This window comes from Halovivax sp. (assembly GCA_007119345.1).
Classification (GTDB): domain Archaea; phylum Halobacteriota; class Halobacteria; order Halobacteriales; family Natrialbaceae; genus Halovivax.
The window spans coordinates 1-11,170 of the sequence record SKPV01000013.1 but is presented as its reverse complement, the minus strand read 5'-3'; the positions used below and the strand labels follow the sequence as shown (position 1 = coordinate 11,170).

At 69.6% G+C, this 11,170-nt stretch carries 11 protein-coding genes; 5 read left to right on the top strand and 6 right to left on the bottom strand.

What is annotated here, in order from left to right; all coding sequences use genetic code 11:
• The 3 genes from QZT59_RS01240 to QZT59_RS01230 all read left to right on the top strand — a co-directional run.
• Positions 1-490, top strand: a 490-nt coding sequence (locus QZT59_RS01240; RefSeq protein ID WP_290810238.1) for an ABC transporter permease, incomplete at its 5' end; no start/stop codon positions are given.
• Between the two features lie 5 nt (positions 491-495).
• On the top strand, positions 496-1,563 hold the full coding sequence (locus QZT59_RS01235; RefSeq protein WP_290810236.1) for an ABC transporter ATP-binding protein: 1,068 nt from the start codon (positions 496-498) through the stop codon (positions 1,561-1,563).
• Positions 1,560-2,882, top strand: coding sequence for an oligopeptide/dipeptide ABC transporter ATP-binding protein (locus tag QZT59_RS01230; protein WP_290810234.1), 1,323 nt, complete (start codon positions 1,560-1,562; stop codon positions 2,880-2,882). The genes QZT59_RS01235 and QZT59_RS01230 overlap by 4 nt, the downstream gene beginning before the upstream one ends.
• A gap of 60 nt (positions 2,883-2,942) precedes the next feature.
• Here the strand turns inward: QZT59_RS01230 and hpt are convergent, their stop codons facing one another.
• The 4 genes from hpt to QZT59_RS01210 all read right to left on the bottom strand — a co-directional run bounded on the left by hpt (position 2,943) and on the right by QZT59_RS01210 (position 6,630).
• The gene (gene hpt / locus QZT59_RS01225) at positions 2,943-3,515 is read right to left on the bottom strand and encodes a hypoxanthine/guanine phosphoribosyltransferase (protein WP_290810232.1); all 573 of its coding nucleotides are present in this window, start codon (positions 3,513-3,515) and stop codon (positions 2,943-2,945) included.
• Positions 3,516-3,735: 220 nt separating this feature from the next.
• Positions 3,736-4,308 (bottom strand): hypothetical protein, encoded by a 573-nt coding sequence (locus QZT59_RS01220; RefSeq protein ID WP_290810230.1) that lies wholly within the window; start codon positions 4,306-4,308, stop codon positions 3,736-3,738.
• Between the two features lie 245 nt (positions 4,309-4,553).
• Positions 4,554-5,786, bottom strand: coding sequence for a bifunctional phosphopantothenoylcysteine decarboxylase/phosphopantothenate--cysteine ligase CoaBC (coaBC, locus tag QZT59_RS01215; RefSeq protein WP_290810228.1), 1,233 nt, complete (start codon positions 5,784-5,786; stop codon positions 4,554-4,556).
• Positions 5,787-5,865: 79 nt separating this feature from the next.
• Positions 5,866-6,630 carry an NAD(P)-dependent oxidoreductase gene (locus QZT59_RS01210; protein WP_290810226.1) on the bottom strand — a complete coding sequence of 255 codons (765 nt, stop codon included), beginning with the start codon at positions 6,628-6,630 and terminating at the stop codon, positions 5,866-5,868.
• Positions 6,631-7,091: 461 nt separating this feature from the next.
• On the opposite strand from QZT59_RS01210, the gene QZT59_RS01205 reads away from it, so the two are divergent.
• Positions 7,092-8,303, top strand: a complete 1,212-nt coding sequence (locus QZT59_RS01205; protein WP_290810225.1) for an MFS transporter — start codon at positions 7,092-7,094, stop codon at positions 8,301-8,303.
• 222 nt (positions 8,304-8,525) lie between these two features.
• On the opposite strand, the gene QZT59_RS01200 is transcribed toward QZT59_RS01205, so the two are convergent.
• The gene (locus QZT59_RS01200) at positions 8,526-9,260 is read right to left on the bottom strand and encodes an FAD-binding protein (protein ID WP_290810224.1); all 735 of its coding nucleotides are present in this window, start codon (positions 9,258-9,260) and stop codon (positions 8,526-8,528) included.
• 138 nt (positions 9,261-9,398) lie between these two features.
• Here QZT59_RS01200 and QZT59_RS01195 point away from each other — a divergent pair, with 138 nt between their 5' ends.
• Complete coding sequence (locus tag QZT59_RS01195) at positions 9,399-9,923, top strand: SRPBCC family protein (protein WP_290810223.1); 525 nt, start codon at positions 9,399-9,401, stop codon at positions 9,921-9,923.
• A gap of 50 nt (positions 9,924-9,973) precedes the next feature.
• Here the strand turns inward: QZT59_RS01195 and QZT59_RS01190 are convergent, their stop codons facing one another.
• Positions 9,974-11,041: a M42 family metallopeptidase gene (locus tag QZT59_RS01190; RefSeq protein WP_290810222.1), complete on the bottom strand. Its 1,068-nt coding sequence runs from the start codon at positions 11,039-11,041 to the stop codon at positions 9,974-9,976.
• Between the last annotated feature and the right edge of the window lie 129 nt (positions 11,042-11,170).

The window sequence follows — 11,170 nt, the reverse complement described above, 5'->3', positions numbered from 1 at the left end:
GATCGGGTACATGTACTGGAACCCGTCGCTGCTGTTGCTGCTGGTGACGTTCGGGCTGTTGAGCTGGGGCGGAATCGCGCGGCTGGTCCGCAGCGAGGTGCTCCAGCGCCGCGAGGCCGGCTACGTGATGGTGGCCCGGAGCCTCGGCGCCTCCAGGGGCTACGTCGCCAGGCGGCACGTGTTGCCGAACATCACCAACACGCTGGTCCCGGCCGTCTTCCAGCTGTTCGCGCTGTTGATCCTCGTCGAAGCCGGCGTCGCGTTCCTCGGCTTCCAGGAGGTGTACACGTACTCGTGGGGGCTGACGATCGCCGAGGGCGTCGATCCGGGCGAGATGCCCCCGGTCGACCTCCACGGCCGGCCCCTCGGACCCCACGACGTCTGGTGGGTGGCGACGTTCCCGGCGATCGCCCTCTCGCTGACGCTGGTCGCGTTCAAGCTGGTCGGCGACGGGCTCCGAGACGCGCTCGACCCCCGTGGGCAGCACTGAGAACCATGACAAATGAACTCACCGACGCGACGACGCCAGGTACCGACCGTTCGAGCCAGCCCCTCCTCTCCGTCGAGGACCTGCGGACCGACATCCGGACCGACCGCGGAACCGTCCGCGCGGTCGACGGCGTGAGCTTCGAGATCGGTCGCGGCGAGACGGTCTGTCTGGTCGGCGAGTCGGGCAGCGGAAAGAGCGTCACGTGCGAATCGCTGACGGGAATCGTCCCGCAACCGCCCGCCGATATCGTCGCCGGGCGCGTCGTCTTCGACGGCGTCGACCTCCTCGAGGCCGACGACGCGGCTCGAAGGCGGGTACGGGGAAACCGCATCGCGCACGTGTTCCAGAACCCACAGCAGGCGCTCGATCCGGTCTACACCGTCGGGGACCAGATCGAAGAGGCGATCACCATCCACGAGGACGTCGACGACGCCGAAGCCCGCGAGCGGGCGATCTCGCTGTTGGGGCGGGTAGGGATCCCGCGAGCGGCCTCGCGCGTCGACGAGTATCCCCACGAGTTCTCCGGCGGGATGCGCCAGCGCGTGGCGATCGCGATCGCGCTGGCGGCCGACCCGGAACTCCTGATCGCCGACGAACCGACGACGGCGGTCGACGTCACGGTCCAGGCCCGACTCATCGATCTCCTCCGGGAGCTGACCGGGGGCGGCATGTCGCTGCTGTTGATAACCCACGACCTGCGGGTCGTCGCCTCGCTCGCCGACCGGGTGCTGGTGATGTTCGGCGGCACCCTCGTCGAACGGGGCCCGGTCGACGAGATCTTCGAGCGACCCGCGCACCCGTACACGCAGGACCTGTTCGACAGCTACGACGGCCTGGACGGCCGCGGTGAGCGGACGGCCCGCGGCGACGTCCCCGCCGACGGCTGCCGATTCAGGGGCGAGTGCCCCCACGCGGTCGAGGACTGTGCGGGCGGCGGACAGCCCGCGTTCCACGCGATCGGTCACACTCGGGACCACGCGGCCTCCTGCGTCCACTACGGGCCCGACGGCGATCCCGCACCCGTCCTCGAGGACGCGGAATCGGCCCGTCCGGCGTCGGGGGTGGGGCGATGAGCGGGGGCGAGCCCGACGTCGCGGATCCCCGGCACCCGGTTCCCGATCGAGAACCCCTGCTCGAGGTATCCGACCTCGAGACGCACTACCCGATCACCCGGGGATTCTTGCGACGCGAGGTGGGACGCGTCCGGGCGGTCGACGGGATCAGCTTCGCGGTCGGCCGCGGCGAGGTGCTCGGGCTCGTCGGCGAGTCCGGGAGCGGGAAGACGACGGCCGCCCACTCGGTGCTCCGCCTCGAGGAGCCGACGGGCGGGGAGATCCGGTTCGACGGCGAATCGGTCACCGATCTCTCGGGCGGGGCGTTACGATCGTTCCGCCGACGGGCGCAGCTCGTCGTGCAGGATCCGAACGACGCGTTCAATCCGCGACTCTCGATCGGCGAGGCGGTCGCCGAGCCGCTGGCGCTGCACGGCATGGCCGACGGGGATCGCCGCCGGGCCATCGTCGAGGACATCCTCGAACGGGTCGGCCTCTCGGCCGACGACGCCGACCGATACCCCCACGAGTTCTCCGGCGGGGAGAAACAGCGGATCTCCATCGCCCGGGCGCTGGTGTGCAATCCCGATCTCATCGTCGCCGACGAACCGACGAGCGCGCTCGACGCCCGCGTCCAGTCGGACGTGCTCGGGCTGCTCGAGGAGATCCGTCGAGAGTTCGACGTCTCGATCCTCTTCATCAGCCACGACATCGACGTCGTCCGGCGGTTTTGCGACCGGGTGGCGGTGATGTACCTGGGAGAGATCGTCGAACGGGGGCCGATCGCCGACGTCCTGGAGTCGCCGGCCCACCCGTACACCCGGGTGTTGATGGGCTCGGTGCCGAGCCTCGATCCGGCCGACAGGGACCTGGCGAGCCCGCTCACGGACACCGTTCCGGACCCCGCCGAACCGCCGTCGGGCTGTCGGTTCCACACGCGCTGTCCGGAACTCATCCCGCCGGCGGACGTCGACGTGTCCGCCGACCTGTGGGAGCGCCTGGCCGCGTTCCGGTTTACGGTCGCCGCGGGCGAACTCCCGCCCGCCGTCGATCCGGCGACCGCGGAGGGCCGGATCGATTCGGCGACCGTCCGCGAGGCGTTCGGCCTCCCGGAGCGCATCCCCGACGAATCGGTCTCCCGCGCCGTGGACGCGGCGGTCGACGCGCTCGGCCGCGGCCGACACGAGGCGGCGGCCGACGAACTGGCCGCGGCGCTCCCGACCGTCTGCGAGCGCGAGGCGCCTGCGGAGTCGACGCACGACGGCCGACCGGTTCGCTGTCACCGATACGATCCCTCGGTCGACGCGACGCCGCGCCTGGGCGCCGACGATGCGTCGTAACCACCACCGGCGGATCCCTCGGTGTGGCCGTCGCGGCTCTCGCCCCCGGCGGTTCCGCGATCAGTCGTCGCCGTCGGCGTCGACGATGACGACCTCGCCGTCGACGACGTCGACGTTGACGAGCGTCTTCACGTGGTAGCCGGCCTCCTCGACCTCGTTCTCGCCGCCGACCTTCTTGATCACGGCCACGCTGTCGACGACCTCGGCGCCGATCTCCTCCAACGCGGAGATGACCGACGCGAGCGTTCCACCCGTCGAGAGCACGTCGTCGAGCACGAGCACGCGCTCGCCCTCGCGGACGTCGTTGATGTACATCTCGTTCTCCGAGTAGCCCGTCCGCTGGGCGATCGCGACCTCACCCTCGAGGCCGTACTCGCGCTTGCGGATGACCGTCAGCGGGATATCAGTCATCAGCGAGACGGCGGTCGAGATGTGGATCCCCATCGCGGCGGGCGTGACGATGCGATCGACCTCGGTGAGGCGGGCCTTCCGGATGATCCGGATGACGATCTCGCGCAGGAGGCCGGGGTCGAGTTTCGGGACCCCGTCGCTGATCGGGTGGACGAAGTACTGGTATCCGTCGTCCTTCTCGACGATCGGCGCCTCCAGCAGTGACCGCTCTAACTGATCCATGTCGTGGGTGTGATCGAAGGCGAGTAAAAGCTGACGAAAGGCGGCGGGGACGGCCGGCTTCGACCGTGAAGACGTGGTCGGGGACGCCGAGGTCGCCCGCACCGATCGAGGGGGACGTCGATCCACGTACACGCCGGTCCCGGGGACGTCGATCCACGTACACGCCGGTCCCGGGGACGTCGATCCACGTACACGCCGGTCCCGGGGACGGGGGTCCCGACTACTTATCTGCCCCGTAGGAGAGTTCCGGCGGCTGATCGCCGTAGCCGAGGCGCATGTTCCGCTCGTGGACGATGTGGGCCGCGGCCGTGCCGGTGAACGTCACCGCGATGAGCGCCGTCCAGGCGAGCGTCGGCAGCGCCGTGAACGGGTAGACCTCCCCCCACAGCGCGGCCACGAGCGCGCAGCTGATCGCGCCGAGCGAGAGGTACAGCTCCCGCCAGGCGAACTCGTGGCCGGGAACGATCTCGAGGTAGACGGTGATGGCTCGCGTCCGGTCGGTGGCTTCGACGATGCCGGTGTCGGAGTCGAAGTCGAGGATACCGGCTTTGTCCATCTTCGGAAGGTGCGTCTGCTGGAGCGTCGTGTAGACGCGCTTTCGCTGTTCGGGCGTCACGTCCTTCGGGGTCGTTTCGTACTCCCAGGCGGCGACCTGCTGGGCGAGATCGCCCAGTTCCACCGGTCGGGCGTCCTGCTTGAGGTACTGGAGGACGTACCGGCGTCGCTGATTGCGAAGCACCTCGAAGATCTCGCCTTTGGTCAGATAGTCGGCGTCGGCGCGCTGTCGCAGCATCTCGGTTTCACCCGCAGACGATCGAGAGGGGAGACGGTTTCCGATCCATTCACTCGGAGCCACGAACGCTTCCTATATAATCTTCGTGACTGGTAATCGGTTCTCCCCATTCGGCCGTCCGCCCGTGGTTCGGCCGCGGACTCGTCCCTCTTCGGCTCGTTCGTCGCACTCGTCCCGCTACGGGTCGGTTCGCCCGTCGATGGCTCGCTCGCTATCCGCCGCCTCGCCCGTCGGTGGTTCGCTTGCTATCCGTCGATTTGATCGTCGGTCCTCGACCCGCCGACGACCACCGCCAGCGCCGTGGCGATCTCGTCGGCCAGGCCGGCCTTGTCGCCGACGTAGCGCGCGACGTCTTCCGCGTGGACGAGCAGGGCGCTCGTTTCGTCCGCGCCCATCACGCTCGCGTCGTTCGCGACGGCGAACGCGAGGTCGACCCGCTCCAGCAGGGACCGCGCCGCCTCGATCATCGCCGTCTCGTCGTCGGACGTCTCCGCTTTGAACCCGACCATCGCGAGGTCCGGGTTGCGCTCGCGGACCTCGTCGACGAGCTTCGCGGTCGGCTCGAGGTCGAGCGTGCGAGCGTCGCCCGATCGGAGCTTCTCGTCGCTGGGATCCGCGGTGTAGTCGCCGATCGCGGCGGCGGAGACGAGCGCGTCCGCCCCGGTGCAGACCTCGAGCGCGGTCTCGAGCATTTCGCCGGCGCTCTCGACCGGCCGCAGGTCGGCGTACGGGACCGCTCCCTCGGCCGGCGCCGACGGCCGGTCGACCCGGTGGGGCCCGACCGGGCCGTGGACGAGCGTCACGTCCGCGCCGCGGACGTAGCAGGCGCGCGCGATCGCCCGGCCCATCCGCCCCGACGACCGGCTGGTGAGCACGCGGACGGGATCGATCGCTTCGGCCGTCGCGCCGGCGGTCACGACGACGTGCTGGCCTGCGAGCGGACGGTCGCCGGCGGCACGGGCGGTCACCGCACAGACGGCCTCCTCGGTCGCGATCTTCGCCTTTCCCTCCTCGATCCGGGGGTCGACGAACTCCACGCCCCAGGACTCGACGCGCTCGATCGCCTCCAGAACGCCGGGGTGATCGTACATCGGTTCGTGCATCGCGGGCGCGATCACGACCGGGACGCCGGCCCCGAGGGCCGTCGTCGCGGTCGTCGTGACCGACGTATCGTCGACCGCGGCGGCGATCTTCCCCACGGTGTTCGCGGTGGCCGGCGCGATCAGGTAGACGTCCGCCCACCCGTCCACGCCGCAGAGTTCCACGTGTTCGATCCCGCCGGTCAGCTCGGTGACCACGGGCCCGTCGGTCGCGAACTCGACCGCCCACGGGTGAACGATCCCCCGGGCGCCGTCGGTCATCACGGCGCGGACCTCGGCGCCGCGGCGGCGGAGCTCGTGAGCGAGTTCGACCGTCTTGACGGCCGCGATCGAGCCGGTGATTCCGAGCGCGACGGAGACTCCCTCCAGCGTCGACATCGATATCGCTCCGACGGTACGAGCCGCTGGGGTTAAACGTTGGCCTCTCGCGAGGCCGGCCCCGCGCCTTCTCGCCGGCTCAGGACCCGAGCACTTCGGCGGCGTTGTCCCTGGGTCGATAGCCGAGCCGCGCGGACGCCTCGACGATCGAGAAGTACCGGTCGTCGTTCCGCGAGACGATGTGGCAGGTGACCGGGGACTCGTCGATCGGCGCGGTCACCGCGGTCCGGATCGCGTCCCGACAGTCCCGCGGGCTGAGGTACATCGCTCGAGCGAACCGGGCGTCCTCGTCGGCCTCTGACTGTGTCTCCTCGAGCTCGTCGGGCTCCAGGAGCCATCCGATGCGCAGGTTGATCACCTCGAGGTCGTGGCGGTCGGCGTAGTAGGTCCCGAGCGCCTCGCCCGCGACCTTGCTGACGCCGTAGTAGGAGTCCGGTCGCGGCGGGTCGTCGGGATCGACCGTCCGCGGATTCTCCCGGAGCGACTCCGGCTCCGCGGGGTCGGCCGCGTTGTACATGTGTACGACGTGGTTGGTGCTCGCGAAGACGACCCGGTCGAGGCCGTTCTCGACGGCGGCGTGGTAGGCGTTGTACGTCCCCTCGATGTTCGGGCCCACGACGCCGTCCCAGTCGGCGTTCGGCGACGGATTCGCCGCGAGGTGGACGAGGACGTCGTCCCCTTCGAGGACGTCGACGAACCGGTCGCGGTCGGCCACGTCGAGCTCGACGATGTCCAGGTCGTTCGCCTCGCTGCGGGCCATCGGGGTCGTCTCGTGATCCTCCAGGGCCTGCAGGGCCTGTCTGCCGACCGTTCCGGTGCCGCCGGTGATCGCGATCCTGGCCATGACGCTCGTACGCCGCTCGGCGGGAAGAATCACGGGCCGGAGTGTGCGCCTCGGCACTGGTACCGGGCGAAGCCGCCCGTCCGGACCACGTGAGTGGCGAGATCGCGTCGGTGGACGTCGGACCCGATCGGGCCGATCGTCGACGGGAGCGACTTGTTGACGGGAGCGGCTTGTTAACAGGAGCGGCTTGTCAACGGGTACGGTTCGTTTCCCGGGGGTGAGCGCGGTGCAAACTATCGGGGACGGACCTGGGGCAACGTTTTAAACTCCCGAACGAAACTCATTCTTGTGGGAAAGTACCGTCGCTATAATGTTACGAATACCGAATCTCGGCGCGCTCTCGGTGCGAACTCCGGTCGCGTCGCAGATATCGACGGTCGCGTCGACGGACGCGAACGCGCGCATCGCTATTCCGGTCACCGGTCTCCGGGCCGTCGCGTTCGGTAGGTGAAGCCCGAGTCATGACCGAATCGTCGGCGTCGCCCGACCGCGCTTCGACGTGGCTCGTCGTCGTCGGGATCGCGCTCGTCTCGCTCAATCTCCGCCCGGCGATCGTGTCCGTCGCTCCGCTGCTCGACGTGATCGGCGCGAGCCTCGAGCTGAGCAGCGCCGAAGTGAGCCTGTTGACGGCGGTCCCGGTGGTCCTCATCGGGGTGTTCGCGCTCTCCGTTCCACCGATCGTCTCGCGGATCGGTCACGGACGCGGGGTGTTCTGGGGCGTGTTCCTCATCGGGATCGGGACGGCGGCCCGCCTCGGCGGCGAGTCGCTGGTCGTGCTGATCGCGACCACGCTCGTCGTCGGCGTCGGCATCGGCATCACGCAAGCGCTCCTGCCGTCGATCGTCAAGCTGTACTTTCCGGACCGCGTCGCGTTCGGGACCGGGCTGTACACGGTGACCCTCACCGTCGGCGCCACGCTGGCGGCCGGCGCGACGGTCCCGATCGGACGGTACCTCGACTCCTGGCCCGGCGCGCTGGCGATCTGGGCGGTCGTCGCCGCCGCCGCGCTGATCGCGTGGCTCCCGGTTGCACGAGCGATGGGTCGAGATCGACCGCGACCGACGACCCCGGCGCCCGCCGCTCGATCCGCGTCCTGGCTGTCCTGGCGAAATCCGTTCGTCTGGGGGCTCACGTTGTTCTACGTGATCAACACGGCCGTCTACTACTCCATGTTGACGTGGCTGGCGCCGCGCTTCACCGCGCTCGGCTGGTCGGAGACGGCTGCCGGGCTCCTCCTGACGGTGTTCATCCTCGCCGGCCTCGTCGGGATGATCGTGATCACGGTCGTCGGGGATCGAACCGCCGACCGACGGGTGTGGCTCGTCCCGACGGTTTCGCTCACGCTCGTCGGCACGGGCGGGGTCGCCATCGTCCCCGAGGCGGCTCCGTGGCTCTGGGCGATCTCGCTCGGATTCGGCGTCGGCGCCTGGTTCACGCTGATGCTGATGCTCCCGGTCGACTACACCACCGACAGCGTGGCGACGAGTCGGCTCAGCGCGGTCGGCATCGCCGGCGGGTACGTGTTCGGCGGCGCGTCCCCGTTCGGCGTCGGCCTGCTTCGCGACCTGACCGGTGGACTTTCGGTCCCGTTCGGCGGACTCGTCGCGTTCGTGCTCCTCGGGCTGGCGATGTGCTTCCTGTTCGGCCCGGATCGAGCGCGGTACGGCGGGTGACCGCCCGACCGAGGCGCCGAGCGTGACGAACGCCCGAGCGGGTCGAATGACCGTTCGAGGCGCCGAGCGTGACGACCGCCCGACCGAGGCGCCGAACGTACGCGAGAGTCGACGGTCAAACCGGCGCCCCTCCCTCCACGGCGACCGCGGAGCCCGGAGGCTCCGTCGACCCGGTTTCCGGCGACCGTCGACGTGGCTCGCCGGTCGCGAAGCGACCGACGATCAGCTCTCTTCGACGTCCGGGTGCATCGTCGGCTCCTCGTCCACCGCCGTCGCGACCCACTCCCGGATCGCCGCCCTGGCGCGCTCGTCGCGCCGACGACGCTCTTCCTCGTCGATCTCCTCGCAGGCCGGCGGCAGGTCGATACCCCGCTCGGTGAAGTAGCCGTCGGGGGCGATCCAGTCGTGGTAGAACGGCGTCTCGCCGTCCCGGATCGCGGCCAGGGCGACCTTGGCGCCGTGACCGGCCGCGACGATCGTCTGGTGGGGCTCTCCCGCGATGCGGCCCGCGGCGTAGACGCCGTCGACGGCCGTCCGTCCCGCGTCGTCGACCGAGACGACGTACTTGGTTCCCTGCTGGTCGCGGCCGACGTCGAGCGGACGGAGGTACTCGCTGTCCGGCCAGGAGGCCGCGATCACCCGCCGCCCCTGGTAGGTCGCGGCCTCGCCCTGGAGTTCGAATCCCGCCTCGAGTTCCTGCTCGACTCGCGGCTCGGCGTGGACGATCCGATCGTCGACGAACGCGGCGCCGGCCGCCTCGGCCTGCGCTTCGACCATCCGCAGGTACAGCCGCGGATCGACGCCCAGCGGGAAGCCGGGGTAGTTTTCGAGGGTCGCGTTGCGCGCCAGAATCGACTCTCCTCCCGCGACCACGAGCGTGTCGAGACCCGCCCGCGCCGTGAAGATGGCGGCGGAGAGTCCCGCGACGCCGCCGCCGACGATGACCACGTCTCGCATGGTACCCGGTAGCGGGTGCGACCCGACAACGGTGTCGGTTCGCGGCCGTCGATCCGGATCGGAACGTCGCGACTGTCGATCCGTCCGGAGCCGCCGATTCGCAATACTGTTTATGCGGGAACGCCTCCTACACCGACCGTGGACAGGATCCTGCTGAGCACGCTCGTCTACCGCGAACCGGCCGAGATCTACCCGACGCTCCGTGCGTTTACCAACTATCCGCGGTACACGAAGTATCTGGAATCCGTCTCGCGGGACGGCGACGGCGGAGAGGGCACGCGATACGACCTCCACTTCGGCTGGTGGAAGCTCTCGTACACGGCCCGCTCGGAGGTGCGCGAGATCGAGGCGCCGGAGCGACTCGCCTGGCGACTCGTCAAGGACGTCGACGCCGCCGGCGAGTGGCGCGTGGAGCCCGAGCCGGAGTCGGCGCCCGACGGGGAGGCGACGGCCAGCCGGATCTACTTCGAGGCGGTGTACGACCCCCACTCGGCCGATCCGGACGCGGTTAGCCTTCCGAAACTGGTTTCGCTGGACTGGGTGATCGGGAAGGTCCGCCCGCGGCTGCTGGAAGAGGCCGAACGCGTCGTCCGGCGACTCGTCGCCGACGTGGAAGGCGAACCGCGGGAGGTCGAACTCGTCGTGCACGAGGCGCCCGGCTGAGCCGGGCGTTCGCGTCGACGGTCGCCGCGACGACCCCGTCTCGCCGACGACTACAGCGTGTAGTCGTACTCGCCGTCCTCGCTGGCCAGGAACGCCTCGAGGAGGTCGATCGTCGCCAGGACGTCGTCGACGTGGGCGGTCTCCGTCACCGTGTGGAGGTACCGCGTCGGGATCGAGATCGCGCCGACCGGCTTCGCGCCGTGAGCGTGCTGGAAGCCGGCGGTGTCCGTGCCACCCGACGGGAGGATCTCGAACTGGTGGGGGATCTCCTCGGCTTCGGCCAGCTCGCGCAGGCGAGCGTGGACCTTCGGGTTCGTGATGACGCTGCCGTCTTTGAGCTTGATGGCGGTCCCCTCGCCGAGACGGGTGACGTGCTCGCCCTCGTCGAACTCCGGCACGTCGTTGGCGACGGTGACGTCCAGCGCGATCGCCAGGTCCGGGTCGATGTCGACGCCGAGCGCCCGCGCGCCGCGAAGGCCGACTTCCTCCTGGACGGTCGCACAGAAGTGGATCGTCGCCGGCGATTTCTCGAGCCTGCGGGCTGCTTCGAGCACGGCGTAGACGCTGATCCTGTCGTCGAGCGCCTTGCCGGTGACCGTCTCGCCGACGATCTCGGTCCGCTGGTCCATCGTCACGAGGTCCCCCGGAGAGACCAGGTCGACGGCGTCGTCGTAGGGGAGTCCGAGATCGACGTGGACGTCGTCGATCTCCGGCGGCTTCTTCCGATCTTCCTCGTCGAGGGTGTGCGGCGGCGGCGAGCCGATCACGCCCGGGACGTCCCCGTCGTCGGTGTGAACGGTGACGCGCTGGGCCTTCAGCACCCGCGCGTCCCAGCCGCCGAGCGGGTCGAGCTCCAGGAAGCCGTAGCCGTCGTCCTCGCCCTCGACGTTTTTGACCATGAAGCCGATCTCGTCCATGTGCGCGGCGACCGCGACGGAGTACTCGGATTCGCCGTCGAGCGTTCCGACGACGTTGCCCATCGCGTCCGTTCGCACGCGGTCTACCGTCTCCGCGAACTCCCGCTCGACGATGTCCCGGATCCGGTCTTCGTAACCGGGCACGCCGCTGGTCTCGGTGAGTTCGCCGAGCAGGTCGACATCCAGTGAGTGGGGTGCCATACGCTGACTCGAAAGTCGAGCAGCAAAAAATCGTGGTATTCGAGATTGGGTTCTGCCGACCAGATCCGTATTCGGTTGGGGAACCAAGATCTTCGGCGGGAGACGGTCCTCCGAAACGAGGGGTCACAG